Raw genomic sequence first — 26875 nt, forward strand, 5'->3', positions numbered from 1 at the left:
CATCGTAGTCGCGCACACCGACTCCACCGCCAGTGGTTATGCCGCGCGTTCTCCCGAACCACCCCCTGCCGGCACCCCCATACCCACCCACCACACCCAGACACCCACCGATCCCCCACCCGCTCCGCCGGAGCCGCGCCGCCGCCGGCCGCTGCCCCCACTGCGTCGATCTTGCGCGAACTGTTGCCCATTTGCCCGGCTAGTGCGTGTCGCACCCACATTTCGCGCAAGATCGCGCGGGCGGGGAGGGCGCGGGCAGGGAGGGCGTGGGGAGAGGGGGCGGGGTCAGGGGTGGGAGGCCCAGATGCCGTCGAAGGTTTGCTGGTGGCGGGTGAAGCGGTAGGTGGCCCAGTGGAGGCGGGTCACCTCACCCGTTTCGGTGCGGGTGAGGCGGAGGCGTTCGCCGATTTCGCGGCCGGAGACGGAGCGGAGGACGTCGGGTTCGCCGGGGACGGGGGCGAAGACGGCGGGTGGGGCGTCGGCGGGGTCGTCGGCGCCGCGGGCCGTGAGGGCGCCGTCGGACCAGCGGAAGACGTATTCGTAGCCCTCGCCCCACCAGCGGCCGAGGACGCCGCGCAGGTGCTCGGGGGCGGGCTCGCCGGGGGTCCAGGGGGTGATGGCGGCGGGGTCTTCGGCGAGGGACTCCTCGATCAGGCGATGTGGGAGGTCGATGATGGCGTCGGCGGTGCCGGAGGAGGCGAGGACGGCGGCGGACATGCCGCCGGGGTTGCCGGGGCCGCCGTGGCGGCCGCAGGCGGCGGCCAGGAAGCCGGGCATGGCGCCGTTGTGGCCGACGTGCAGCGCCCGGCCCTCGCGCGGCCACAGCATCAGGCCCAGGCCCCAGCCGGAGCCCCAGACGGTGTCGTTGCGCGGGGTGAGCGGCCAGCGGGCCTCGGCGAGCGTGGCGGCGGCCAGCACCCGGCCCTGCGGGTCGACCGACGCCGGGTCGGTCAGGAACGCCGCCCAGCGGGCCTGGTCGGCGGCGGTGCTCCAGAGCTGCGCGGCGGGGGCGACCGCGCCGAAGTCGGTCGGCGGCTCGGGGCGGGCGTGGTCGGAGTACTCGTCGACGAGGTAACCGGTGGCGGCGTGCGCCGGTGCGCCGTACGTGGTGTTGGTCAGGCCCAGCGGGGCGCAGATGCGCTCGTCGACGAGCTCCCACCAGGTGCCGCCGAGCCGCTGCGCGGCCAGGTGGCCCAGCAGCGCGAAGCCGAGGTTGGAGTAGTGGAAGCGGCGCGCGGGCGGGTGCACGGCCTCGGTGCGGGCCAGGTCGTCGAGCAGGCCGGGCAGGTCGGGCGGGGTCAGCGTGTCCCACACGTCGCCGACCGGCTCGCGCTGCAGGCCGGCCGTGTGCGACAGCAGCCGCCGGATGGTCAGGCCGCCGTGCGCGGGCACCTTGAGGTGGGCGCCGACCTGGTCGTCGAGGTCCAGCAGGCCCGCGTCGCGGCACTGCAGCACGAGCACGGCGGTGAACGTCTTGGTGATGGAGCCGATCCGGAACGGGGTGCCGGCGTCCAGCTCCGCCGCCGGGTTGCCGGAGCCGCCCACCTGGAACGTCCACAGCGGACGGTCGGCGCGGCGCAGCGCCACGCTGAGCGCGGGCACGCGGGCCTCCGCCTGCACCGTACGGACCAGGCGTTCCAGCGAGCCGTTCAGATCTGCCACGCGGGCGAGACTACCCGGTGAGCTCGCCGTCCATGGCGACCCCGCCCAGCACGTGCGCGTGCGCGTGGAACACGGTCTGGCCCACCAGCGCGCCGGTATTGAAGATCACCCGGAAGCCGTCGCCGAGGATGCCCTCCGCGGCCGCCACGTCGGCGACGGTCGCGAGCACCTCCCCCGCGAGCGCCGGGTCGTCCGTCGCCAGCGACGCCACGTCGGCGTAGTGCTCCTTGGGGATGACCAGCACGTGCGTCGGCGCCTTCGGTGCGATGTCGCGGAAGGCCATCGTGTTCGGCGTCTCGCGGACCACGATCGCGGGGATCTCGCCCGCGACGATGCGGCAGAACAGGCAGTCGGGTTCGGTCACGAGACAGATCGTAGGCTCACCGGTATGCCACTGCCGAGAAGAGTGTTGGTGACCGGTGCGTCGCGCGGCGTCGGCCGCGCCGTGGCCGCCGCGTTCGCCGCGCACGGCGACCGCGTCGCGATCCACCACCGGGACTCCGCCGACCTCGCCGCGTCGCTGCTGGCCTCCCTGCCGGGCGAAGGGCACGCGGTGGTACGCGCCGACCTGGCCGACCCCGATGCCACGGCCGCCATGGTCGACGCCGCCGCCGAGGCGCTGGGCGGGATCGACGTGCTCGTCAACAACGCCGGGCAGGCGTACCCGCACCCGATCGACGGGGTCTCCTACGAGCAGTGGCAGCAGACCTGGGCGCGCACGCTGGCGGTCAACCTGACCGGCCCGGCCAACGTCACCTTCTGCGCGGTGCGGCACATGCTCGCGCGTCCCGCCGACGCCCCGCCGGGACGCATCGTCAACGTCGGCTCCCGGGGCGCCTACCGCGGCGAGCCCGGTCAGCCCGCGTACGGCGCCGCCAAGGCCGGGCTGCACGCGATGGGCCAGTCCCTCGCGATCGCCCTCGCCCCGCACGGCATCGCCGTCACCACCGTCGCCCCCGGCTACGTCCTGGAGGACGCGTCGAACGCGTCGTACAAGACCCCCCGCGGCGACCAGCACGCCGCGCAGAGCCCCTTCAACCGCGTCGCCCGCCCCGAGGAGGTCGCCGCCGCGGTCCTCTGGCTCGCCGACCCGGCCGCCGAATGGGCCTCCGGCGCCGTCCTCGACCTCAACGGCGCCTCCCACCTCCGCTGACCCCTCAAGATCGTCCGACTTGCCTGGCAGACGGGCGTATCTTGAGCGCGCTTTCGCCCGGTTGCCAGGCAAGTCGGACGATCAAGGACCGCCCGGCCGAGCGTGGCGGGTCACCAGCGGGAGAGGCGGGTGGCGAGGAGGGAGAGGGCGGCGACGCCGGCGGTGGAGGTGCGCAGGACGGTGTCGCCGAGGCGGACCGGGCGGGCGCCGGCGGCGGTGAACGCGGCCAGCTCGTGGTCGTCGATGCCGCCCTCGGGGCCGACGATCAGGACGATCTCACCGGAGGTGGGCAGCTCGACCTGGGACAGGCGGTCGGTGGCCTCCTCGTGGAGGACGTAGGCCGCAGCCGCCCCCGCGAGGCGCTGGGCGAGCTGCTTGGTGGACAGGTCGGGGTCGCCGCCGACGGTGGGCAGCCAGGAGCGGCGGGCCTGCTTGGCGGCCTCGCGGGCGACGGCGGCCCACTTGTCCCGGGCCTTGGCGCCCCGGTCGCCGCGCCACTGGGCCACGCTGCGCGCGGCCGCCCAGGGCAGGATCTCGTCGACGCCGACCTCGGTCATCGCCTGCACGGCCAGCTCACCCCGGTCCCCCTTGGCGATGCCCTGGGCCACGGTCAGGCGCGGGTCGGGCGCGTCGGCGTACCCCCGGCTGCTTATCGCCACGTCGAGACTGCCCTTGCCGACGGAGCGCACCACGGCGGTGGCCAGCCCGCCCCGCCCGTCGCCGAGCAGCAGCGCCTCCCCCACCCGCAACCGCTGCACGGTGGCGGCATGATGCCCCTCCGGCCCGTCCAGCGTGTACGCATCCCCGCCCGGCAACCGGTCAACCAGAAACAGCGGCGCGCTCACAGCACACACTCCATCGGTTGATCACGGTGCCAGGGTCGGGACACGCCGTCCATCACGTCCATAAGTTCATGATCAACGGGGTTGGGGGCCGTCAGTGGCCGTTGAAGGCGTCGCGGACGCGGGAGAAGAAGCCGCCCTGCTTGGAGAGTTCGGCCACCTCCTCGCCGCGGGCGCGGGCGAAGTCGCGGAGGAGGCGTTCCTGGTCGCCGTCCAGGCGGGTGGGGGTGCGGACGTCGAGGTGGACGAAGAGGTCGCCTCGGCCGGAGCCGCGCAGGTGGGGGACGCCCTTGCCGCGGATGCGGAGGGTGGAGTTGGGCTGGGTGCCGGGTTTGACCTCCAGCTGCTCCTCCGAGTCGAGGGTCTTGATGGTGAGGCGGGTGCCGAGGGCCGCCGCCGTCATCGGGACCGTCACCTTGCAGTGGAGGTCGTCGCCCTTGCGGGCGTAGACGTCGTGCGGGCGCTCGTGGATCTCGACGTAGAGGTCGCCGGAGGGGCCGCCGCCGGGGCCGACCTCGCCCTGGCCGGCCAGGCGGATGCGCATGCCGTCCTCGACGCCGGCCGGGATCTTGACGGTCAGGCTGCGGCGGGTGCGGACGCGGCCGTCACCGGCGCAGGTCGGGCACGGGTGCGGCAGGGTGGTGCCGAAGCCCTGGCAGGCGGCGCAGGGGCGGGACGAGACGACCTGGCCCAGGAAGGTGCGTTGCACCGACTGGACCTCGCCGCGGCCGCCGCAGGTGTCGCAGGTCTTCGGGTGGGTGCCCGCCGCGGTGCCCGCGCCGGAGCAGGTGGTGCACAGCACCGCCGTGTCCACGGTGATCGGCGCCTCGACCCCGAACGCGGTCTCGAACAGGTCGAGGTCCAGCCGCAGGATCGCGTCGGCGCCCGGCCGGGTGCGCGGGCGCGGGCCGCGCGAGCCGCTGCCGCCGAAGAAGGCGTCCATGATGTCCTGGAAGCCGACGAACGGGCCGCCGGGGCCGCCGCCGGCCCCGCCCCCGCCGCCCGGCGCGAGCGGGTCGCCGCCCAGGTCGACCATGCGCCGCTTCTGGTCGTCGGAGAGGACCTCGTACGCGTTGTTGATGTCCTTGAACTTCTCCGCCGCGGCCGGGTCCGGGTTGACGTCCGGGTGGTACTGGCGGGCGAGCTTGCGGTAGGCCCGCTTGATGTCGTCGGCGTCGGCGTCCTTGGGAACGCCGAGAATGCCGTAGTAGTCCTTGGCCACGCTGTCCTCAAGCCTCGTTCATCGACAACAGGTTCATCACGGTCAGTGCTGTGCCAGCATCTCGCCGAGGTAACGCGCGACCGCGCGTACGGTGGCGATGGTGCCGGGGTAGTCCATGCGGGTCGGGCCGACTACGCCCATCCCGCCCACGACGGTCGTGCCCGGGCCGTAGCCCGTGCTGACCACGGAGGTGCTGCGCAGGTCGGCGACCTCGTTCTCGTCGCCGATGCGCACCAGGGCGGACCCTGACTTCACCTCGTCGAAGAGCTTGAGCAGGATGACCTCCTCCTCAAGCGCCTCCAGGATCGGCCGCAGCGCTCCGGTGGACAGGTCCAGCGGGCCCATCCGGGCCAGGTTGGACGTGCCGGCCAGGGCGATGCGCTCCTCGTGCCGCTCGACCAGCGTCTCCAGCAGGACGCTGACCAGCGTGCTCATGGTTGCCTTGGCCTGCGGTTCGGCTCGCTCGACCAGGCTCTGCACCAGCGGCGGGGTGTCCACCAGCTTCACCCCGACCAGGGTCGCGTTGAGCGTCCGGCGCAGGTCGGTGATCTCCTCCGGCTCGACCGGGCCGGGCAGCTCGACGACCCGCTGCTCGACCCGCCCGGTGTCGGTGATCATGACGAGCAGCAGGCGGGTGGTGGAGACCGGGACCAGCTCCAGGTGGCGTACGGCCGACCGGGTCAGGCTCGGGTACTGCACGACGGCGACCTGGCGGGTGAGCTGCGCGAGCAGCCGCACCGCGCGGTGCACGACGTCGTCGAGGTCGACGGCGCCGACCAGGAAGCGCTCGATCGCCCGGCGCTCGGCCGGGGAGAGCGGCTTGACCCGGGACAGCCGGTCGACGAACAGGCGGTAGCCGCGGTCGGTGGGCACCCGGCCCGCCGAGGTGTGCGGCTGCCGGATGTAGCCCTCGTCCTCCAGCACGGCCATGTCGTTGCGGACCGTGGCCGGCGAGACGCCGAGGGCGTGCCGCTCGACCAGCGCCTTGCTGCCGACCGGTTCCTGCGTCGCGACGTAGTCCTCGACGATGGCGCGCAATACCTCGAGCTTGCGGTCGTCCAGACCCATACGCACCTCCCGCTGGCACTCGTCGCTAAGGAGTGCCAGTCTACGTGGGCCGTCACCCGGACGGCATAGGCGTGGTGACCGGTCCGACACTCGGCGGGACCGGACGGTGATCCCAAACCGGTCCCCGGGGGACGCGACGGCCAAACTCGGCCGTCCGGGCAGTGGAATGTCGCCTATCGGTCACGATCGTTGACTGGCGCCGTTTGATCCACACACCTAGCCTGTCGGGCATGAGTGAACCCACCCCGCCCGGCTCCGCCCCCGAGCCGCCCGGTTACTCGGCGCCGCAGCCGCCTTCGGCACCCTCCTACCAGCCGCCGTCGGCGCCGCCGTCGGCCCCCGCCTCCCCGCCTCCGGCCGCCCCGGGTGGCTACGGCGCGCCGCCGCCGGCCGGTCCGGCTCCGGTCGGCTACAGCAACAACGACGACAAGACCTGGGCCCTGATCGCGCACTTCGGTGGCATCCTGGTCGGCTTCCTCGCCCCGCTGGTCGCCATGCTGGTCAAGGGCAACGAGTCCCCGACCGTCAAGGCGCACTCCGTCGAGGCGCTGAACTTCCAGATCACCGTGGTGATCGGTTACGTGGTGACCTTCATCCTCAGCGTGTGCAGCCTGGGCTTCCTGTTCTTCCTGCCGATCATCGTCTGGATCCTGGCGACGATCTTCAGCGTGCTGGCGGGCATGAAGGCCAACGAGGGTCAGCTCTACCGCTACCCCGCGACGCTGCGCCTGATCAAGTAAGGCTCGGCCTCACCAGGCCAGCAGCGAGTGGACCACGGCGTCCGCGAGGAGACGGCCGCGCAGCGTCAGCGCCGCGCGGCCGTCCGCGTACGCGGACCCGTCCAGCAGCCCGTCGGCCAGCGCGCGCCCGGCGGCGGCGTGCCCGTCGGGGCTCAGCACGTCCAGCGGCAGGCCCTCGGCCAGGCGCAGCCGCAGCAGCACCTCCTCGGTGTGGCGCTGCTCACCGGTCAGGATCTCCCGGCCCAGGCCCGGGGACAGCCCCTCGGCCAGCCGGGCGGCGTAGCGGGCCGGGTGCTTGACGTTCCACCAGCGCACCCCGCCGACGTGGCTGTGCGCGCCGGGCCCGAGGCCCCACCAGTCGCCGCCGCGCCAGTAGAGCAGGTTGTGCGCGCAGCGGGCGGCCTCGTCGGCGGCCCAGTTGGAGACCTCGTACCAGTCCAGCCCGGCGGCGGCCAGCGCCGCCTCCGCGGCCAGGTAGCGGTCGGCGGCCACGTCGTCGTCCGGGGCGGCGATCTCCCCGCGCCGGATGCGGGCCGCCAGCCGGGTGCCGTCCTCCACGATCAGGGCGTACGCGCTGACGTGGTCCACCCCCGCACCGGTGACCGCGGCCAGCGAGGCGGCGAAGTCGTCGGCGCCCTCGCCGGGCGTGCCGTAGATCAGGTCCAGGTTCACGTGGTCGAACCCGGCTTCGCGCGCCTCGGTCGCGGCCTGCGGGGCACGCCCGGCGGTGTGCTGCCGGTCCAGGATGCGCAGCACCCCCGGCGCGGCGGACTGCATACCCAGCGAGATCCGGGTGAACCCGGCCGCGCGCAGCTCGCGCAGCTTCGCCGGGTCGACCGACTCCGGGTTGGCCTCGGTGGTCACCTCGGCGCCCGGCGCCAGGCCCCACGTGCTGTCGACCGCCTCCAGCAGCCGGCCGAGCTGGTCCGCGCGCAGCAGGGTCGGCGTGCCGCCGCCCACGAAGACGGTGTCCACCCGCGGCGGCGCGGGCAGCACCTTCGCGGCCAGCGCCAGCTCGGCGAGCACCGCCTCGACGTAGCCCTCGGTGTCCGCACCGCCCAGCTCCGACGCGGTGTACGTGTTGAAGTCGCAGTACCCGCAGCGGCTGGCGCAGAACGGGACGTGCAGGTAGACGCCGAAGCCCCGGCCGCCGACCTCGGTCAGCGCGGATTCGGGGAGGGCGCCGTCGTCGGGTACGGGTTCGCCGTCGGGGAGCTGTGCCACGGCTCTAGTCTGCCCTCATGTCGTCACCTGACTCACCTCTCGTCCGGGTCACCCACGCCCGCGGCGTAACCACGATCACGCTGGACAGCCCGCACAACCGCAACGCGCTGTCGCACCGGCTGATGAGCGAACTGCTCGCCGCGCTGGCCGAGGCGGACACCGACGACCGGGTGCGCGCGATCGTGCTGGACCACACCGGCCCGGTGTTCTGCTCCGGCGCCGACCTGGCCGAGACCGCCGCCGCCGCGAAGTCGGGCCAGATGCCGGCGGCGCTGCTGGGCACGGTGCTGGGCGCGGTCGCCCGGTCGGCGCGGCCCGTGGTGGCCGTGGTGCGCGGCCCGGCCCGCGCCGGGGGCCTGGGCCTGATCGCCGCGGCCGACCTCGCGGTGTGCGCGGCGGAGGCCACGTTCGCCTTCACCGAGGTGCGCCTGGGTGTGGTGCCCGCGCTGATCTCGGCGACGGTGCTGCCCCGGCTGGCCCCGCGCGCCGCGGCCGAGCTGTACCTGACCGGCGACGTGTTCGGCGGCGCCCGTGCCGCCGAGATCGGCCTGGTCACCGCGACCGCGCCGGCCGACGATCTGGACGCGGTCGTCGAGCGCTGGTGCCACAGCCTGGTCCGCGGCGCGCCCGCCTCCCTGGCGATGACCAAGCAGCTGCTGCGCCGCCGGCCGGAGCCGGAGCTGGACGCGGAGCTGGCGTACCTGTCGGAGGTCTCGCTGCGGTTCTTCGGCTCGGCTGAGGGCCGGGAGGGAGTCGCCGCATTCCGGGAGAAACGGGATGCTGCTTGGGTTCCGGCGGCCGAGGAGACCGGTGCCGGGGTGGCCGGCACGCCGTAAGGTGGCGGGAAGACCGCAGGCGCACCCGGTCGGGGGCCCGTATCGCGCCCGGCCGGGCAGCCGCTTCCGGCCGTTACGGACGTCGAGGAGGTCGCCGTGAAAGGCCGGCAGGTGCTGACCGTCCTGGTGATCCTCGTCGTGGTGTTCGGCGTCGGCGGCTATCTCGCCCGGGAGCAGTTCGAGGGCGGCCTGCGCCTACCCAGCCTGGGCGCACCGGAGTGCGTGGTGCGCGCCGACGGCGAGGTGCGCCTCGATCCGGAGCAGATGTCCAACGCCGCCACCATCGCGGCCGTCGGCATCGCCCGCAACGTGCCGGACCGCGCGGTGGTGGTGGCGCTGGCCACCGCGCTGCAGGAGTCGAAGCTGCGCAACCTGGAGCACCTCGGCGAGGGCAACGACCACGACTCGGTCGGGCTGTTCCAGCAGCGGCCCAGCCAGGGCTGGGGCACCGCGAAGCAGATCATGGACCCGCGCTACTCGGCCAAGCGCTTCTACACCAGCCTGCTGAAGATCAAGGGCTGGGAGCGGCTGCGGATCACCGACGCGGCGCAGCGCGTGCAGCGCTCGGCCTATCCCGAGGCGTACGACAAGTGGGTCGAGGAGGCCACGGTGCTGGCCACGGTGCTCACCGGCCAGCACGCCAACGGTGTGACATGCGACACACAAAAGTCGGACGGCACCGACCTCACCCCCGCCGGGCTGGCCGAACGCATGAAGCTCGATTTCGGCGCCAAGGCCAAGGGCGTCACCGCCGAGGGCACCGCTCTTCGCGTACCGGCCAAATCTTCCAAAATCGGATGGCAGTTCGCGCACTGGCTCGTGGCCCAGGCCCCCGCCGCGGGGGTGACCAAGGTGACCTTCGCCGACCGCCAGTGGTCCGCCCGTGACGGCTCGTGGTCGGGCGCCGAGAAAGTGGCCGAACAGGTGGTGGCCGAGGTCGTCACGGGCGGGTGACCCTGGTGACAAGGCCGGTCCGCGAGCCCCGCCCCACAACGACGGGCGCGAAGGCGAGTTAGTATCGGCTCTCGTTCGCGAAGTTGGCTCACCCCGGCACGCCACCCCCCAAGTCGCGCGCCCCGACCACCTTCGTCCGTGCCCAAGTCTGGAAGGACCAAGGGGAGGACATGACCATCACCTCTCACGAGCCGGCGACGGACTACGCGCCGCTCACCGACGCCGAGCGCAGGGAATTCCACGAGCGCGGTTACCTGCACCTGCCCGGCGTGGTCAGCGAGGAGCGGGTCGCCGAGCTCCAGGCCGAGGCCGACCGGCTGTACGAGGAGCACAAGGCCGTCGGCCACCTCGACAAGACCGGCTCGCTGCACCTGCTCGGTGCCGTCAGCCACAGCCTGGCCTTCGCGCGGATGCTCGACTACGGCCCCACCTTCCGCTACATCTGGGGCCTGGCCGGCTGGAACATCTACTCGCAGCACAACCACCTCGACGTGAACCCGCCGTACGAGGAGGACGAGACCCCGCGGTGGGAGTGGCACCAGGACGGCTGGCGCCAGAACTCCGACGCGGAGTACTACGAGGCGTTCTACGGCAACATCCCGCGCCCGATGCTGTCGCTCAAGGTCGCCATCGTGCTGAGCGACATCTCGGAGCCGGGCCGCGGCCAGACGCTGTGCATCCCGGGCTCGCACCTGAACAACAGCATGTACCGGCCGACCGACCCGGCGGAGATCGCCAAGGGTCCCGAGGGCGCCGTGCCGTGGCTGGCCAAGCCGGGCGACGCGTTCATCTTCGACCGCCGCCTGTGGCACTCGCGCTCGCGCAACCGGTCGCAGTTCACCCGCAAGATGCTGTTCATGAGCTACACCTACCGCTGGATCCGCCCGGTCGACGACATGCCGATCGACCGCGACTCCGCGTGGTACGCCGCGCTCACCCCGGTGCAGCGCCAGCTCATCGGCGAGGCGTTCGGCAACCTGAAGGTGCAGAACATGTGGGGCGTCGGCGAGGGCGGCTGGATCGACGACACGATCCCGCTGCGCGCCGAGCTGAAGGAGCGCGGCCTGCTGGACCGCTCCATCCCGTGGCTGCGCTGATCGCCGGCTGAGCACACGAGGAGGCCCGGACCGCGTCACCGCGGTCCGGGCCTCGCCGTGTACGGCGGAATCGTCAGTGCTTGAGGCCCGCGGCGCCCAGGAGGCTCGGCTCCGAGTCACCCTGGATGTCCTGGTTACCCGACTTGCACTGGCCCGCGACGAACGACGGGCTGTTGATCGGCAGCGCCGGCCCGAGCTGGCCGAGCAGGCCGGACGAGGCGCAGGTCTGCAGCGGCAGGATGTCCAGCACCTGGTTGCTGAGCAGCGGGATCACCGCCGGGTCCTTGCGCTGCTGGATGGTGCTGTTGCTGTTGTAGCAGTCACCCAGCACCGTGGTCGGCGACTGGACGGCGGCCGCCACCCCGGCGATCGACGCGGTGGAGCCGCAGACCTGGACCGCGGCGGCGTTGACCACGGAGCCGCTGAGCAGCGACAGCACGCTGCGCGGCACCTCCTGCGCGTTCCGCTTCGGGTCGGCGATGAGCGTGTTGGCGTTGAAGCAGTCGCCCACCACCGTCGCGGGCGAGCCGACCGCGGCGGTGACGCCGGCGACGGCCGCGTTCGAGCCGCAGATCTGGATGGGCAGCGCGTTCACCGAGGTGTCGTCCAGGATCGAGATGATCCCCGGCACCTGGTTCTGCCGGATGAGCACGTTGGCGTTCGCGCAGTCGCCCAGCACGGTGGCCGGCGAGCGCAGGGCCACCGAGGCGGCCAGCACCTGCGACGACGTCGCACCACACGTCTGCCAGGCGGCCGCGGTCAGCGCGGTGCCGTTGGCGATGGAGATCAGCGGCTGGCGAACGTCCTGCTGCGGGCCGCGCGCGGCCGCGTCCACCGCGGCGAGCGCCTGACCGGCGGCCTGCTGCACCGCCGCCTGCTTCAAGGTGGTCGCGGCAGTCCTCACCGGGTCCGCGTGCGCCGGTCCGGGCGCGGGCGCGGCGGCCGCCGCGGAACCCAGCACCGCAACCGTGGCGAGCGCTCCCGCCGCGACGACCCCGGCCTTGCCTATCTGCATCGTCACTCCTTATAGGAATTCTCGGCCGCCGGCGGCCGTGTCACGGGTTACCGGCGGCGCGGCATGAGTTGTCATTCGCGAGCATTGGGAAGGGGGCGAGTCGCTGGCGCGACCCGCCCCCTCTGCCGTGCGGTGCAGCGATTAGTCGATGACCGTGTTGGCGTTGTAGCAGCTGCCGATGACCGTGTTCGGCGAGGTGATCGGCACCGCGGCGGCGATGATGTTCGCGCTCGTCGAGCCGCAGGACTGCAGCGGCAGGATGTTGAGCGACGAGTTGTCCAGCGCGGTGATCAGGCCCTTCGGGCCCTCCTTGTCGATCTTCACGTTGGCGTTCTTGCAGTCACCCACGACGGTGTTCGGCGAGGTGATCGGGATCGCCAGGCTGAGCGCGTCGGGCGAGGTCGAACCGCAGGACTGCAGGGTCGCCGCCAGCACCGAGGTGCCGTTGAGCGCGGAGACCAGGCCGAACGGGTCGACGTCCCACGGCGCGTCCCAGCCGCCGCCACGCGCCTGCGGGGCCACCTTCGCGTTGGCGCGCTTGCCCCACGCGTCGCGGTCCTTCAGCGCGCCGACCTTCTTCACCAGCGCCTGACGGGCCTTGTCCATGGCCAGCGAAGCCGGCATGGCCTCGGCCCGGCCCGACTCCTGCCAGCCGTCGTGGCCCTTCCAGTCGTCGGAGTCGTTGATCTCGACGTTGCCGTTCTGGCAGTCGCCGATCACGGTGTTCGGCGAGGTGATCGGGATGGTGATGCCGACCACGTTGCCGTCGGTGGAGCCACAGGACTGGATGGTGGCGATGCCCACCGCGGTGTCGTTGCCGACGCCGATCAGCGGGTAGTTGTCGTCCTGCGTGATCTTGATGTTGCCGTTGGCGCAGGCGACCTTGTCGTGGTCACCGTAGCCGTCGTGCCCGAAGCCCGAGAGCACGGTGTTCGGCGAGGTGATCGGCACCGAGATGCCGACGACGTTGCCGCTGGTCGAGCCACACTGCTGGAGCGCGGCCACGTTGACGACCGTGCCGTCGAGCAGGGCGACCAGGGCCTGCGGGTCGACGTCCCAGGGGGCGTCCCAGCCGTTGTTGTCGAAGCCGCCACCACGGGCGAGCTTCAGCTGGTTGGCCCCGATCTGACGCATCGCGCTGGTCTTGCCCTCGGTGGAGGTGCTGGCCTTGGCCAGCGCAGAGGCGTCCGTGCTGGGCGCCGCAGCGGCGGGAGCCCCCATGATCGCCACGGTAGCGAGAGCGCCCGTGGCGACGACTCCGGCCTTCTTCATCTGCATCGTCACTCCTTGTGCGACTACTGGAACCTACTTAAGCCCTCATATCGGGCGAAAGCGGCAAAACACTGCACTTGAGGTAACGATGGCCTGATTGCCCAGTTACTACGGGTTTGCCCTTTTGTCGGCGGATCTTCGGCCGCCCGCCGACCCCTCCCCCACCCGACCGGCCTACCCCCGCCGGGTGATCCCACCGGACCCGCCGAAGATCGTCCAATTTGCCTGGCACCTGGGCGTATCTTGGCCGCTCATTCGCCCAGGTGCCAGGCAAGTCGAGCGATCAAGGAACGCGGCGGGCGGAGGCGGGGAGGGTCAGCGGGAGGGCGTCGCGGAGGGCGCGGTCCATGGTGGTGAAGGCCATGGGGGGCGGGTCGGTCAGGGGCAGCCAGGTCGCGTCGGAGGACTCGGCCGGGTCAAGGCGCAGGCGCGCTCCCTCCGGCAGGTACGCCAGGAAGAAGCAGTCCAGCACCGGCAGCCGCTCGCCCTGGAACTCGTAGTCGCCCACGTACATGCCGACGAAGGCGCCCAGCTCGACCTCGACGCCCAGCTCCTCGCGCGCCTCCCGGCGGGCCGCGCCGGCCGGCTCCTCCCAGCCGTCGCAGAAGCCGCCCGGCGTCTCCCACAGCCCCTCGCGCGGCGGCCGGGCCCGGCGCAGCGCGAGGAAACGCCCGGCCCCGTCCAGCACGATCAGGCTGGCCGTGGGCCGGGCGTTCAGGTAGTGCTCGTACCCGCAGGAACCGCACGCGCACGGCGGCGCGGCCGGCAGGGCCGCGCCGCAGCGGAAGCAGTGCCCCGCGAAGGTCACTTCTTCTTGCCCGCCTCCGGCGCCTCCGCGGTGGACAGGGCGGCGATGAAGGCCTCCTGCGGCACCTCGACCCGGCCGACCATCTTCATCCGCTTCTTGCCTTCCTTCTGCTTCTCCAGCAGCTTGCGCTTGCGGCTGATGTCACCGCCGTAGCACTTGGCCAGCACGTCCTTGCGGATGGCGCGGATGGTCTCGCGGGCGATCACCCGGGAGCCGATGGCCGCCTGGATCGGCACCTCGAACTGCTGCCGCGGGATGAGCTTCTGCAGCTTGGACGCGATCGTGGTGCCGTACGCGTACGCCTTGTCCTTGTGCACGATCGCGCTGAACGCGTCGACCGGCTCGCCCTGCAGCAGGATGTCCACCTTGACCAGCTGCGAGGACTGCTCGCCGCTGGGCTCGTAGTCGAGGCTCGCGTAACCCTTGGTGCGCGACTTCAGCTGGTCGAAGAAGTCGAAGATGATCTCACCGAGCGGCAGCGTGTAGCGCAGCTCGACCCGGTCGGCGGACAGGTAGTCCATGCCCAGCAGCACGCCGCGGCGGCCCTGGCACAGCTCCATCACCGCGCCCACGTAGTCGTTGGGGGTGAGCACCGTGGCGCGGGCGACCGGCTCGTACACCTCGGCGACCTTGCCGTGCGGGTACTCGCTCGGGTTGGTGACCGTGATCTCCTTGCCGTCGTCGGTCACCACGCGGTAGACCACGTTCGGCGCGGTGGCGATCAGGTCCAGGCCGAACTCGCGCTCCAGCCGCTCCTGGATGATCTCCAGGTGCAGCAGGCCGAGGAAGCCGCAGCGGAAGCCGAAGCCCAGCGCCGCCGAGGTCTCCGGCTCGTACACCAGCGACGCGTCGTTGAGCTTCAGCTTGTCCAGCGCGTCGCGCAGCTCCGGGTAGTCCGAGCCGTCCAGCGGGTAGAGGCCCGAGTAGACCATCGGCTTCGGGTCCTTGTAGCCGCCGAGCGGCTGGCTGGCCGGCCGCTGGTTCAGCGTGACCGTGTCGCCGACCCGGGACTGCCGGACGTCCTTCACACCGGTGATCAGGTAACCCACCTCGCCGACGGACAGCGACGGCGACTTGATCGGCTCCGGGGAGATGACGCCGATCTCCAGCAGCTCGTGCACGGCGCCGGTCGACATCATCTTGATCCGGTCCCGGGCGTCGAGGCGGCCGTCGATGACCCGGATGTAGGTGACCACGCCGCGGTAGACGTCGTACACCGAGTCGAAGATCATGGCGCGGGCCGGGGCGTTCGCGTCGCCCCCGGTCGGCGCGGGAAGCTGGCGCACGATCTCGTCGAGCAGGTGCGCCACGCCGTCACCGGTCTTGCCGGACACCCGCAGGCAGTCCTCCGGCTCGCAGCCGATCAGGTGCGCCAGCTCCTCGGCGTACTTCTCCGGCTGCGCGGCCGGCAGATCGATCTTGTTGAGCACCGGGATGATGGTGAGGTTGTTCTCCATCGCCAGGTACAGGTTGGCCAGCGTCTGCGCCTCGATGCCCTGCGCCGCGTCCACCAGCAGGATCGCGCCCTCGCAGGCGGCCAGGCTGCGGGACACCTCGTAGGTGAAGTCCACGTGCCCAGGCGTGTCGATCATGTTGAGCACGACCTGCTCGCCGGCCCGCTCGCCCTCGCGCACGGTCCACGGCAGGCGCACCGCCTGGCTCTTGATGGTGATGCCGCGTTCGCGCTCGATGTCCATCCGGTCGAGGTACTGCGCCCGCATCTGGCGCGGGTCCACCACCTCGGTGATCTGCAGCATGCGGTCGGCCAGCGTCGACTTGCCGTGGTCGATGTGCGCGATGATGCAGAAGTTGCGGATGGCGGCCGGGTCAGTGTCGCCGGGCTTGTTCGATCCGAGCAGCGGAGGCACGGTGATCCGTTCTACGAGCGTGAGGCGGAGGCGGGCGGTCGGGCCCTCCTCCGGTGAGGCGGACAGACTTGCCGCCCCTATGATCCCACGCCCGCCCCACGCCCCGAAGCGGGCCGCAGGGTCCCCCGAAGGAAGGGCACCTTCTTATCGTTTTCCGTAGCAGAAGGTGCCCTTCTTAACAGCTAGAGGTCGAGCCTGGCGCGGATCGCTCAGCAGCGACAGCCCTCGTTGGCCGGCCAGCCCAGCACCAGCGCGCTCAGCCGGGGCAGGCGGTGGCGCATCTGGTCGTCGTCGTCGAAGTCCCAGCGCTCCCCCACCGTGCTGGCGGGCGCCCGCTCCGGCAGCACCAGCTCGGCCCCGGCGACCTCCCGGAACGCGTCCGCTGCCGCGTACCCGACCAGCTCGGCGAAGATGGCGCTGTCGTCGTCCCACTCCACCGCCTCGACCACCGACGGGTGCCCGGCCAGCGCGTCGGGGTCGGCCAGCGCCTTGCCGTACCACTCCCGGCCCGCCGCGACCAGCCCGCTGCGGAAGTCGACGAACGCGTCGTCGGAGCACCCACCGCCGATCAGGTGCGCCGCGCCCCACACGTCGTAGCGGTCGGCGGCGTCGCGCAGCCGCTCGAACTCGGCCGCGAAGGCGGCGATCTCCGGCAGGTCCAGGGCCGCCAGGCGCACCGTCAGCGCCTTCGCCATCCCCGTGCCGTCCTCGCCGATGTCGCCCTCGACGTCGGTGCGGGCCTGCTCGATCAGCATCCAGAAGCGCTCGCTGTCCACAACCGCACAGTCTGCCATCCACAACCCACGCTCCCCGGGCCGTACACCGGGTGTCGCCGCACATCACCCGCAACGGTGATCGATTCCGCACGCCTCCGTTCCGCCCATGATCACGACTTCGTGTCGAAAAGTGAGGTGGAGCCAAGGGTTCTGACACGAAACGGCGATCTTGACGTGGATGGCGGGCGGGCCCGCGCCGGGGCGGGCGGCGCGGTACGCTGGGCGGGCGACGTATGACACAGGCGGGTGCGCCCGGCCCGGTTTGGGCCGAGACCTGGGCACCTGGTAACCTGGCACGTCGCGGCTGGTGCTTCGTGCGTCGGCCCATCCGAACCAATCACCCGAAACGAGCAGGACGAGGCTGTCGCGTGGCGAACATCAAGTCCCAGATCAAGCGCAACCGGCAGAACGAGAAGGCCCGGCTGCGCAACAAGTCGGTCAAGTCGTCGCTGAAGACCGCTGTCCGCAAGTTCCACGAGGCGAGCGCCACCGGTGACGTCGAGAACGCCACCGCGCTGCTGCGCGACGCCACGCGCAAGCTGGACAAGGCCGTCAGCAAGGGCGTGATCCACAAGAACCAGGCGGCCAACCGCAAGTCGGCCATCGCCAAGAAGCTGGCTTCGCTCTCGGCCTGACCGTCGGCAGCGTGCCCGTAGCGGCACCGCCAGGGCTTCCGTCCGATGCCCGGCGCTCCCCTCGTAGGGAGTGCCGGGCATCGGCGTATCCGGGAAACCCGCTCGCAGCGCGCCGACCGCCGACACCGGGCGGGGTCTCCCTCACGGCCGTGGGGGTTGATCGCGACTTCGTGTCACATCCTGCGGTCAGACCGCACCTTTCGACACGAGACAGCGATCTCCACCCGCGGCAGCGAGGGTTGAGCAGCACGGCGGTGGGGGTTGATCGCGAGTTCGTGTCAGAACCTGCGGTCAGGCCACACTTTTGGACACGAGACGGCGATCTTCGCCGGGTGGTGGCCCGGTGGTGGGGTTACTCGTAGCGGTAGGCGGCGGATTGGCGGGCGCGCTGCTCGGCCGAGCCCAGCCACGGCTCCTCGGCGGCCGGGCTGACCGGCTCCAGCCCTTCCTCGGCCGCGCGCTGGAAGCCCGGCCCGGCGTATGCCTCAGCCACCTCGTCGCGCATCGGCTCCGCATACCGCGGCGTAGTAGCCGCGTCAGCGCCCGGAGCGGCCTCACGCAGCCGTACCGCGGCGCCTGCCGCCCGGCGGGTCCGCCGTGCCCCGCGCGGCCGGGACACCGACTCGACCCCGGAGCGCGTCGTGGCCCCCGCGATCACGTCGTTGACCTTCACCATCACGGCGACCGAGGCCGGCAGGACGGCCACCGCCCACCAGCCGGTGAGCTCCGCGAGCGACAGCAGCACCGCCAGCGCCACGGTGCCCTCGAAGAACAGGAAGCACATCAGGTTGCTGGGCCGCACGTACTGCAGCCCGAGCACCCGGGCGTACAGGGGCCGGTTGCGCCCCTCCTCGGGGCTGATGCCGCCCGCCCGCCGAGACCGGACGCCCGCCGTCATCGCACCCCTCCCGCCTGCTTGGCCTGGGCGAACGCCACGATGGTGCGTTCCAGCGCGTAGTCGCGGTCCTCCTCGCCGCCCTTCACAGCGGCGTTGCAGTCGGCGGCCGCCCGCATGGCGAGCACCAGGCCGTCGGGGGTCCAGCCGCGCGCCTGCCGCTGCGCCTTCTCGATCTTCCAGGCGGGCATGCCCAGCGTCGAGGCCAGCTGGTACGCATTGCCACGTCCCGCCGAGGCGACCCGCGCCACGGTGCGCACGCCGTCGGCGAGCGCGTCGGCGATCGGCACCGGGTCCACCCCGCTGTGCCGGGCCCAGCGCAGCGCCTCCAGCGCGGCGGGCACGTCCCCGGCGACGGCGGCGTCGGCGACCGCGAAGCCGCTCACCTCCGCCTTGCCGCGGTAATAGCGGGCGACCGTCGCCTGGTCGATCCGGCCGCCGGTGTCCACCATCAGCTGGGCGCAGGCGGCGGCGAGCTCGCGCAGGTCGTTGCCGACCGCCTCGATCAGCGCCTCGGCGGCGTCGGCGCCGCAGCGGCCGCCGAGCCGGCGCACCTCCCCGGTGACGAAGTCGACCCGGTCGCGGTGCTTGCTCAGCTTCGCCGCGGGCACCACGCTCGCGCCCGCCTTGGTCAGCGCGTCGGCCAGCGCCTTGTTCTTGGCGCCGCCCGCATGCGCGACGACGAGGCTCACGTCCGGATCGGGCGCCTTGGCGTAGTCCAGCAGCACAGCCGTGACGTCCTTCTTGGCGTCCTGGGCACGGCGCAGCACCAGCACCCGGGAGCCGCCGAACAGCGAGGGGCTGAGCAGCTCGGCGAGCTCGCCGACGAGCATCGTGTCGGCGTCCACCTCGCGGACCTCCGCGGCCGGGTCGGCGGCACGGGCCCGCGCGGCCGCGTCGGCGATCGCGCGTGCCACCAGAAGCTCCTCGTCGCCCAGCACGAGGACCACGGGTGTCAGGACGGGGGACGGAACCTGGCTCACCACCTCGCTATCGTCGCATGAGGCCCTGACCGGCCGTCCATCGTCACTCGAACGGGCGCGTCGGGAGCACGACGGAAAGCTTCCCCCGATCGAGGACGACCGCGACGTCGCCGCTGACGTCGGTGCGCAGCACCCGCGTCCCGTGCCCGGCCAGCCGCGCGAGCACGGACGCGCTCGGATGCCCGTAGTCGTTGTCCCGCCCCACGCTGACCAGCGCGATCCGTGGCGCGACCGCGTCGAGGAAGGCGGGCTCCTGGTACGCGCTCCCGTGGTGCGAAACCTTGAGCACCGCCGCGGACAGCTCGGCGGCCGCGTCGAGCAGCGCCTGCTGGCGCTCGGTCTCCGCGTCCCCGGTCAGCAGCACCCGCACCCCCCGCACGGTGGCGGCGAGCAGCAGCGAGTTGTTGTTCGGATCGCTGCGGGTGCCGTGCATCGGCGCGGACGCGAGCACGTCCAGGCGCACCTCGCCGACGGTCCAGCCACCGGCGTCCGGCGCGGCTCGCACCGGCACGCCATGCGCCGCGGCGGTACGGACGACCGCCTCCCGGCCGAACGCGGGCTCGGGCCAGGAGGTGGTCACCACCGCGCCGACCCGCCGCCCGGCCAGCACCCCGTCCAGCCCGCCGATGTGGTCCACATGGAAGTGGCTGACCAGCAGCAGCGGCACCTCCTCCACGCCGAGCCCGCGCAGGCAGCGGTCGACGTCGGCCGGACGCGGGCCGGCGTCCACCACCACGGCCGCACCGCCGCCCGCGTTGAGCACTGTCGCGTCGCCCTGCCCGACGTCGCAGGCGACGACCAGCCAGCCGTCCGGCGGCCAGCCTCCGGCCAGCACCCGCACCGGCAGCGCGCCGAGCATCGCGGCGAGTGTGATCACGAGCGCCAGGCGGCGTACCACGGGGCGCCGGAAGCCGATCAGCAGCAGCACGGTGATACCAGCCAGCAGCAGCGCCCCGGGGGCACCGTCCGGCCACGGCAGGACGGCCGCGGGCAGCCCGCTGCCCACCCGGGCGACGGTGACCAGCCACCACGCGGGCCAGCTGCCGAGCCACGCGGCGAATTCCGCCCCGCCCGGCCATACCGGTGACAGCAGCGCGGCCGCGACGCCGGTGACCGTCGCGGGCGCGATCGCGGGCACCGCGACCAGATTGGCCGGTACGGCGACCAGGCTCACCGTGCCGCTGATCCCCGCGACCACCGGCGCGCAGGCCAGCTGTGCCGCGGTCGGCACGGCCAGCGCCTCGGCCACCCCGGGCGGCACCCGGCGGCGGCGCAGCGCGTCCCGCATGGACGGCGCGAGCAGCAGCAGGCCGGACGTGGCCAGTACGGACAGCGCGAACCCGGCGTCGGCGGCCAGCTCCGGGTCGGCCACCAGCAGCACCACCACCGCCGTGCACAGCGCGGGCAGCGCGGCGCGCGAGCGGCCGGAGGCCAGCGCGAGCAGCGCGACCCCGCCCATCACGGCGGCGCGTACCACGCTCGGCGACGGCCTGGCCAGGATCACGAAGCCGACGACCGACACCGCGCACAGCAGCGCGGTCAGCCGCGGCCCGGCCCGGCCCCACCGGGCCAGCAGCAGCACCGCCCCGGTCACGATCGCCACGTTCGAGCCGCTGACGGCGGTCAAGTGAGTCATCCCGGTGTCCACGAACGCCTGGTCGACGGCCGGGTCCAGGCGGCTGGTGTCACCCACGACCAGGCCGGGGAGCAACCCGCCGACGGCCGCGTCGAGCGGGGCACAGGCCCGTTGCAGGCCGGCCCGCAGTCCCCCGGCGGCCCGCTGTATCCAGGGCGCCTCGCCGAGCAGCTCCGGCGACCCGTTGACAGACAGCACGGCGGCCCGCAGGTCACCGCCCCGGCTGGGCCCGAGCCGCGCCTCGGCGCGCACCCGCTGGCCCGGCAGCAGCCCGCGCCAGCCGTCCCCTGTGGCCAGCACCAGCACCCGCGCGTCGGTGCGCAGCTCTCCCGCCGCCGCCAGCTGCGCGGCCACCACCCAGGTCTGGTCCCGCCCGGTCACCCCGGCGGCCGGACGCGGATCGTCCCGTACGGTCAGCTCGACGGTCACCGTCGCCCTTCGCGCCACCAGCTCCCCCAGCTCGGGCGCATCCCGCGCGGCCAGCCGCGCCCCGGTCGCCGCCGCCCCACACAGCACCCCGAGGAACGCCCCGGCCACGATCCACCGCCACACCCCATCCCCCGCCGCACCCTCACTCGTCCAGGCACCACTCGACGCGGCGCCACCCACCCGCGCGGCACCCGACCGGTCTGCACTTTCGGGGAAAGTGGGCCCTTCAGTGGCAGCGAGCCCGCAGTTTCCCCGAAAGTGCGCGAGGAGCCGTCGGGCGCCGTGCGGGAGGAGCGGGTGAGAGCGCCAGGTGGCGGCCAGCAGGGTGCCTGTGGCGCCGGTGGCGGTGAGGGCCAGCGTCACGGGGAGGTTGGTGAGCAGGGCGGTCAGGGAGGCGGCCCAGCAGCCGAGGGCGAAGGGGGCCAGCCGCAGGTCTGGTCCGTCGTCCATCAGACCGTGACCAGGTCTTTGAGCTGAGCGAACTTCGACTCGCCGATGCCCTCGACCTGGCGCAGGTCGCCGATGGTGCGGAACTCGCCGTGCCGGGCGCGGTGGTCGAGGATGCGCTGGGCGAGCACCGGCCCGACCCCGGGCAGCGCGTCGAGCTGCGCCAGCGTGGCGGTGTTGAGGTTCACCAGGCCGCCGGTCGCCGGGCCGCCGTCCCCGCCGGGCGCGCCCGCGGCGGGCAGGCCCGGCACGGCGACGGCGATCAGCTCGCCATCGGTCACCTTGCGGGCGAGGTTGACCGTGGACAGATCGGTGCCGGGCAGCACCCCGCCCGCCGCCTCGATGGCATCGGCCACCCGTGACCCCGGCGGCAGCCGGACCAGGCCGGGCTTGCGCACCCGCCCGGTGACCGCGACGACCAGCGCCTGCGGCGACGCCTGGGCAGACGGGCGGGGCGCGTCGGGCACGACCACAGCGGGTTCGGGCACGGGGTCCCTGGCCGGGCGGGCCTGCCAGGCCAGGTAGGCCGCGAGCGCGACGACCAGCGCGGCCACGGCGGCGAGCGCCCGCAACCCGCGCCGCCCCGGGTCGAACGCGCCCCGGCCGGGCAGGGCACTGGGCGGAGCCGGGTCAGCCGCGTTCTCCACCCGCCCGCTTCCCACGCTTCGGCTGAACACAGAACGCGGAGCCGGATCAGCCGCGTTCTCCACCGGCCCACTGCCCACGCTTCGGCTGAACACAGAACCAGGTGCCGAGCCCGGGCACGGCTCCGGCACGGCCTCCCGCGACGGCCCGGCGGGGCTGCGGTGCGCGGCGGGCCGGTCGGCGAAGACGTGCGGTGCTGCTGCCGGGGCTGCGCCGGACGGGCCGGCATCGCGAGGCAACACGTCAAGAAAGGGCGCCCCGAGGAGCCCACCCGGCCAGGCCGGGGCCAGGACCGGCTCAGGCGCACCCGCGACCCGGCCTGGCGGGGGCGCTACCGCCCCGGGCGCAGCCGCGATCGGGCCTGGCGAGGGCACCTCGGGGACGGTGGCGGGCCCGATGCCGGGAAACACCCGGTGCAGCCGGTCGCGGGCGGCGGCCTCGTCGGGCGGCGGCGTACGGAAGGACGACAGCACGCGGCCACGCTAGGCGGGCACCGGCGCACGGCGTACCCGCCAAAACCGTTGCCTGTGGACGGCGGCCCGCTTGGGGACAACCGCCTGATCAAGCCCTCGCCGTGCTATACGCGGGCCGTGAACCAGCCCCGTCCACAACGGACTTTTGCCCCCGCGCCGGTTCCATAAACAGTTTTGAAGTTACGAATCATCGAACGCTGTTAACCGCTCTGCCGCAGCGCATTCACCCGCTTCTAGGTTCAGCGCACCCCTTCGCGGTCGGCGTCATCGGGACCCGGCCGCGAAGCAGGGGATCTCTGGGAGGAGAGAACCTTGCGGCAACGAGTTTCCCGCCTCGGCATCGCGATCATCGTCGCGTTCGCCGGGGCCCTGGGGACCGGTGGGCTGGCCAACGCCGCGCCCACCGGCCCCGAAGCCCCCATCCTGTACGCCGACAGCCCGAACGCGGTCCCCGGCCGCTACATCGTGGTGTTCAAGGACGCCGCGGTGCCCGCCGCGGGCGTCGGCACGAAGGCCCGCGACCTCGCCGGGCGCTTCGGCGGGCAGGCCCGCCACCTGTACACGGCCGGCCTGCGCGGCTTCTCGGTGACCCTGTCCGACAAGCAGGCCCGGAAGCTGGCCGCCGACCCGGCGGTCGCCTCGGTCGAGGCGGTGCAGCGCATCAGCGTCGCCGACACTCAGAGCAACCCGCCGAACTGGGGCGACGACCGGATCGACCAGCAGAACCTGCCGCTGAACCAGGCGTACACGTACCCCACCAACCCCGGTCAGGGCGCGACGGTCTATGTGCTGGACACCGGTATCAACGCCAACCACGTCGACTTCACCGGCCGGGTCGGCCAGGGCACGGACATGGTGGACGACGACAGCACCCCCACCGACTGCCACGGGCACGGCACGCACGTGGCCGGCACCGCCGTGGGCACCAGCTACGGCGTGGCCAAGAAGGCCCGCGTGGTGGCCGTACGGGTGCTGAACTGCCAGGGCAGCGGCACCAACGACGACCTGATCGCGGGCATCAACTGGGTGCGCACCAACGCCCAGAAGCCGGCCGTGGTCAACTACAGCATCGGCTGCCAGAGCCGGTGCACCAGCCAGGCCATGGACAGCGCCGTGTCGAGCCTGATCTCGTCCGGCGTGCAGTTCGTCCAGGCGGCGGGCAACTCCTCCGACGACGCCTGCTACTACAGCCCGCAGGCCGTCGCGGCGGCGGTCACCGTCGGCAACACCAACAGCTCCGACGCCCGCAACAGCAGCAGCAACTACGGCTCCTGCCTGGACATCTTCGCTCCCGGCACGAGCATCGTGTCGGCGTCGTACTCCAGCAACACCGGCAGCGCGACGATGACGGGCACCTCGATGGCCTCGCCGCACACGGCCGGCGCCGCCGCGGTGTACCTGGGGCTCAACCCGAACGCCACGCCTGCCCAGGTGCGTGACGCGCTGGTCAACAACGCCACCACCGGCAAGGTGACCAGCCCCGGCACCGGTTCGCCGAACCGGCTGCTCTACACCGGGTTCATGAACGGCGGGACCAACCCGAACAACCCGTCGGTCACCAACCCGGGCAACCGCAGCACCGTCGTCGGGCAGTCCGTCAGCCTGCAGATGCAGGCCAGCGGCGGCACGACGCCGTACACCTGGAGCGCCTCGGGCCTGCCCGCGGGCCTGTCGATCAGCTCGTCGAGCGGCCTGATCACCGGCAGCCCGACCACCGCCGGCACGTCGAACGTCACGGTGACGGTCACCGATTCGGCCGCCAAGACCGGGTCGACCAACTTCACCTGGACGGTCACCACCGGTGGCGGCGGCTGCACGGCCACCCAGGTCGTGGGCAACTCCAGCTTCGAGAGCGGCACCACGCCGTGGACGGCCGACACGGGCGTCATCGGCGCGTGGTCGAGCTACGGCTTCCCCGGCAAGACCGGCACCCGTAGCGCGTGGCTGGGCGGCCAGGGCCAGACCCAGACCGACTGGGTGCAGCAGTCGGTGACGATCCCGGCCGGGTGCACCAGCGCCACGCTGCGCTTCTGGCTCCGGATCACCACGGCCGAGACCGACGGCCAGGTCTGGGACCGGCTCACGGTGACGATGGGCGGCACGACCGTGTCCACCGCCACCAACCTCGACGCCAACTCGGCGTACGTGGAGAAGGTGGTCAACGTCAGCCAGTTCATCGGGCAGACGGTGACGCTGAAGTTCAACGGCGTCGAGGACCAGTCGCTGCAGACCAGCTGGGTCATCGACGACGTGACCATCAGCGCCTCCTGACGGACGGCTCACCGATCGGGGGGAAGGGCGGCCGGGCATCTCACGACGATGCCCGGCCGCTCACTCCCATTCCCAGCGCATGCCCACGATGCCCGGCGGGATGTCGGTCGCCACCACGTGCGCGCCGTGTGTCGAGCCGATCCACACCTCGCGTACGCCCTGGTCGGGCGCGTGGATGCCGCGCCGTTCGAAGCGGTAGCAGCGGGCCGGCACCGCGTCGCGGTCGAACTGCACCTGCAGCACGTACTCGCCCACCGGCACGGAGAAGCCCCGGTAGTAGTTGTCCGTGGCCACGGCGGAGCCGCTTTCGAACTCGTACTCGATGACGACGGTGTCACCCTGGGACAGCATCCGGTCGAAGATGATCTCAGCCGCCTGCAGGCCCGACTCGGGGTCCGAGCGCACCCGCCCCAGCCGGCAGTTGCGCAGGGCGTGGACGCCGGTGGGCGCGCCCAGGTCGTCGGTGCGGAAGATGCCGACGGTGCGCGACACCCGGTCCACGTTGGCCCGCAGCACCTGGCGGCAGGTCAGGCTCAGCTCCTGCCGCCCCGCGCCGACCGTGTACAGGTCGTGCAGGCTGATCCGGGTCAGCTCGTGGTACATCCACTTGTCGAGCTCGCCGATGATCTTCGAGACGCTGTTGCCGTTCTCGAACAGCCGGTCGATGTCGATGGTGCCGGGTGGCTGGTTCAGCCAGCGCCCGCGCGGGCGGCGCGGGCCCAGCTGGGCGATGAGGGACTCGGCGGGCAGCGACAGGATCTGCTCCAGCAGCCGCACCGCCTTCATGGACTCGGGACGCTCCGGGCGGCTGCGCCCCCGCCGCCAGTAGCTCAACGTGGCCAGGCTGACGCTCACCCCGGCGGCGGACAGCCGCTCCTGGATCTCCTCCGGCCGGATGCCCCGGTCTTCGATGGCCAGGTGCAGCGCTGCGGAGAACGGGCCGGTACGCAGCGCATGCGCCAGGTCCCGGCCGAGAAGTTCAGAACGAGCCTTCTCCATGAACGCTGAGTATCACCACGGTGCCGCCCCGGCGCTACCCGAGTGTCAGAGCTGGTCGTCCAGGAGGGACTGGGCGGCCTCGGGGAGCCGGTGCACGACGACGCCGGCCAGACCGGGGCCGACGTGCGCGGCGACGACCGCGCCCACCTCGCTGACGTACAGCTCGCAGAGGCGGTCGCCGAGCCGCTCGCGCAGCGCGTGCTCGACCCACTCGGCCCGCTCGGCAGCGGCCAGGTGGTGCACGGCGACCTCGACCGGCCCGTCCCCGGCGGCCTCCAGCGCGAGCGCGACCAGGCGGTCCAGCGCGCGGGCCGCGGTGCGCACCTTGTCGCGCATGCTGATGCCGCCCGCGGACACCTCCAGCAGCGGCTTCACCGCCAGGGCGGTGCCCAGCAGGGCCGAGGCGGCGTTGATCCGGCCACCGCGGCGCAGGTGCTCCAGGGTGTCCACGTAGAAGAAGGAGCTGGTCCGCTCGATGGTGGCCAGGGCCGCGTCGCGTACCCCCACCAGGTCCTCGCCCTGGGCGGCGGCACGGGCCGCGGCCAGCGCGGGGAAGCCCACGCCCATCGCGGCCGAGCACGAGTCGACCACCTCGACCGGGCCGGGCGCCTCGCCCGCGGCCGCGGTCGCCGCGCCCACGGTGCCGGACAGCGCCCCGGCCAGGTGCACCGACACGATGCCGGTCACGCCGGACGCGAACAGCTGCTCGTACACCTGCGCGAACTCGCCGGGGGTGGGCTGGGAGGTGGTGACCGCGACCCGGCGCGCGGTCAGCGCCACGGCCACCTCGGCCGGGCTGACCTCGACGCCCTCCCGGCCGGAGACGCCGCCGAGCACGACGTGCAGCGGCACCACGGTGAGCGACCCGTCCGCGATCGTGGCGGGCAGGTAGGCGGTCGAGTCGGTGACGACGGCTACGGACATG

Annotated in this window: 24 protein-coding genes; 7 read left to right on the forward strand and 17 right to left on the reverse strand. The window is 72.8% G+C overall.

The genetic code is table 11. The features are described from left to right. Positions 1–285: 285 nt before the first annotated feature. Positions 286–1662 (reverse strand): serine hydrolase, encoded by a 1377-nt coding sequence (locus CS0771_RS00190; RefSeq protein WP_212839250.1) that lies wholly within the window; start codon positions 1660–1662, stop codon positions 286–288. 10 nt (positions 1663–1672) lie between these two features. After that, complete coding sequence (locus CS0771_RS00195) at positions 1673–2026, reverse strand: histidine triad nucleotide-binding protein (RefSeq protein WP_203755577.1); 354 nt, start codon at positions 2024–2026, stop codon at positions 1673–1675. Between the two features lie 48 nt (positions 2027–2074). Between CS0771_RS00195 and CS0771_RS00200 the strand changes: the two genes are divergently transcribed. Then, positions 2075–2815, forward strand: a complete 741-nt coding sequence (locus tag CS0771_RS00200; RefSeq protein ID WP_244870511.1) for an SDR family NAD(P)-dependent oxidoreductase — start codon at positions 2075–2077, stop codon at positions 2813–2815. Between the two features lie 110 nt (positions 2816–2925). On the opposite strand, the gene CS0771_RS00205 is transcribed toward CS0771_RS00200, so the two are convergent. The 3 genes from CS0771_RS00205 to hrcA all read right to left on the reverse strand — a co-directional run bounded on the left by CS0771_RS00205 (position 2926) and on the right by hrcA (position 5947). Next, the gene (locus CS0771_RS00205; protein ID WP_212839252.1) at positions 2926–3660 is read right to left on the reverse strand and encodes a 16S rRNA (uracil(1498)-N(3))-methyltransferase; all 735 of its coding nucleotides are present in this window, start codon (positions 3658–3660) and stop codon (positions 2926–2928) included. A 91-nt stretch (positions 3661–3751) separates the two neighbouring features. Continuing rightward, entirely contained in the window at positions 3752–4879 is a 1128-nt protein-coding gene (dnaJ, locus tag CS0771_RS00210; RefSeq protein WP_212839253.1) for a molecular chaperone DnaJ, read from the reverse strand. Between the two features lie 42 nt (positions 4880–4921). Next, positions 4922–5947: a heat-inducible transcriptional repressor HrcA gene (gene hrcA / locus CS0771_RS00215; protein ID WP_212839254.1), complete on the reverse strand. Its 1026-nt coding sequence runs from the start codon at positions 5945–5947 to the stop codon at positions 4922–4924. A gap of 230 nt (positions 5948–6177) precedes the next feature. Here hrcA and CS0771_RS00220 point away from each other — a divergent pair, with 230 nt between their 5' ends. Next, positions 6178–6687, forward strand: coding sequence for a DUF4870 domain-containing protein (locus CS0771_RS00220; RefSeq protein WP_212839255.1), 510 nt, complete (start codon positions 6178–6180; stop codon positions 6685–6687). A gap of 9 nt (positions 6688–6696) precedes the next feature. On the opposite strand, the gene hemW is transcribed toward CS0771_RS00220, so the two are convergent. After that, positions 6697–7911, reverse strand: a complete 1215-nt coding sequence (gene hemW, locus CS0771_RS00225; RefSeq protein WP_212839256.1) for a radical SAM family heme chaperone HemW — start codon at positions 7909–7911, stop codon at positions 6697–6699. Between the two features lie 17 nt (positions 7912–7928). On the opposite strand from hemW, the gene CS0771_RS00230 reads away from it, so the two are divergent. The 3 genes from CS0771_RS00230 (at position 7929) to CS0771_RS00240 (ending at position 10798) form a co-directional block, all read left to right on the forward strand. Then, the gene (locus CS0771_RS00230; protein WP_212839257.1) at positions 7929–8747 is read left to right on the forward strand and encodes an enoyl-CoA hydratase-related protein; all 819 of its coding nucleotides are present in this window, start codon (positions 7929–7931) and stop codon (positions 8745–8747) included. 96 nt (positions 8748–8843) lie between these two features. Beyond that, on the forward strand, positions 8844–9701 hold the full coding sequence (locus CS0771_RS00235; protein ID WP_212839258.1) for a hypothetical protein: 858 nt from the start codon (positions 8844–8846) through the stop codon (positions 9699–9701). A 170-nt stretch (positions 9702–9871) separates the two neighbouring features. Continuing rightward, the gene (locus CS0771_RS00240; protein WP_212839259.1) at positions 9872–10798 is read left to right on the forward strand and encodes a phytanoyl-CoA dioxygenase family protein; all 927 of its coding nucleotides are present in this window, start codon (positions 9872–9874) and stop codon (positions 10796–10798) included. Positions 10799–10871: 73 nt separating this feature from the next. Here CS0771_RS00240 and CS0771_RS00245 read toward each other — a convergent pair whose 3' ends face one another. From CS0771_RS00245 to CS0771_RS00265, 5 genes are all read right to left on the reverse strand, one after another. Next, a complete protein-coding gene (locus tag CS0771_RS00245) occupies positions 10872–11813 on the reverse strand; it encodes a hypothetical protein (RefSeq protein ID WP_212839260.1) in 942 nt (313 codons plus the stop codon). Between the two features lie 141 nt (positions 11814–11954). Next, on the reverse strand, positions 11955–13091 hold the full coding sequence (locus CS0771_RS00250) for a hypothetical protein (protein ID WP_212839261.1): 1137 nt from the start codon (positions 13089–13091) through the stop codon (positions 11955–11957). A gap of 277 nt (positions 13092–13368) precedes the next feature. After that, positions 13369–13893: an NUDIX domain-containing protein gene (locus tag CS0771_RS00255; RefSeq protein ID WP_212839262.1), complete on the reverse strand. Its 525-nt coding sequence runs from the start codon at positions 13891–13893 to the stop codon at positions 13369–13371. Then, a complete protein-coding gene (gene lepA / locus CS0771_RS00260; RefSeq protein WP_212839263.1) occupies positions 13890–15761 on the reverse strand; it encodes a translation elongation factor 4 in 1872 nt (623 codons plus the stop codon). Before lepA ends, CS0771_RS00255 begins: the two co-directional genes overlap by 4 nt. Positions 15762–15970: 209 nt before the next feature. Next, entirely contained in the window at positions 15971–16537 is a 567-nt protein-coding gene (locus CS0771_RS00265; RefSeq protein WP_212839264.1) for a DUF4240 domain-containing protein, read from the reverse strand. 368 nt (positions 16538–16905) lie between these two features. Between CS0771_RS00265 and rpsT the strand changes: the two genes are divergently transcribed. Beyond that, positions 16906–17172, forward strand: coding sequence for a 30S ribosomal protein S20 (rpsT, locus tag CS0771_RS00270; protein ID WP_203755618.1), 267 nt, complete (start codon positions 16906–16908; stop codon positions 17170–17172). A gap of 352 nt (positions 17173–17524) precedes the next feature. On the opposite strand, the gene CS0771_RS38455 is transcribed toward rpsT, so the two are convergent. The 4 genes from CS0771_RS38455 to CS0771_RS00290 are packed head-to-tail and all read right to left on the reverse strand — an operon-like array spanning position 17525 to position 22338. After that, entirely contained in the window at positions 17525–18070 is a 546-nt protein-coding gene (locus CS0771_RS38455; protein ID WP_244870512.1) for a hypothetical protein, read from the reverse strand. Next, on the reverse strand, positions 18067–19050 hold the full coding sequence (gene holA, locus CS0771_RS00280) for a DNA polymerase III subunit delta (protein WP_212845519.1): 984 nt from the start codon (positions 19048–19050) through the stop codon (positions 18067–18069). The genes CS0771_RS38455 and holA overlap by 4 nt, the downstream gene beginning before the upstream one ends. A gap of 43 nt (positions 19051–19093) precedes the next feature. Further along, the gene (locus CS0771_RS00285) at positions 19094–21565 is read right to left on the reverse strand and encodes a ComEC/Rec2 family competence protein (RefSeq protein WP_212839265.1); all 2472 of its coding nucleotides are present in this window, start codon (positions 21563–21565) and stop codon (positions 19094–19096) included. Continuing rightward, on the reverse strand, positions 21565–22338 hold the full coding sequence (locus CS0771_RS00290) for a ComEA family DNA-binding protein (protein WP_212845520.1): 774 nt from the start codon (positions 22336–22338) through the stop codon (positions 21565–21567). The genes CS0771_RS00285 and CS0771_RS00290 overlap by 1 nt, the downstream gene beginning before the upstream one ends. Positions 22339–22992: 654 nt before the next feature. On the opposite strand from CS0771_RS00290, the gene CS0771_RS00295 reads away from it, so the two are divergent. Further along, positions 22993–24951 carry a S8 family peptidase gene (locus tag CS0771_RS00295; RefSeq protein WP_212839266.1) on the forward strand — a complete coding sequence of 653 codons (1959 nt, stop codon included), beginning with the start codon at positions 22993–22995 and terminating at the stop codon, positions 24949–24951. A 60-nt stretch (positions 24952–25011) separates the two neighbouring features. Here the strand turns inward: CS0771_RS00295 and CS0771_RS00300 are convergent, their stop codons facing one another. Both CS0771_RS00300 and CS0771_RS00305 read right to left on the reverse strand, forming a co-directional pair. After that, positions 25012–25950, reverse strand: coding sequence for a hypothetical protein (locus CS0771_RS00300; protein WP_203755624.1), 939 nt, complete (start codon positions 25948–25950; stop codon positions 25012–25014). A 45-nt stretch (positions 25951–25995) separates the two neighbouring features. Beyond that, entirely contained in the window at positions 25996–26874 is an 879-nt protein-coding gene (locus CS0771_RS00305; protein WP_212839267.1) for a DegV family protein, read from the reverse strand. Between the last annotated feature and the right edge of the window lies 1 nt (position 26875).

It is taken from the genome of Catellatospora sp. IY07-71 (genome assembly GCF_018326265.1).
GTDB lineage: Bacteria > Actinomycetota > Actinomycetes > Mycobacteriales > Micromonosporaceae > Catellatospora.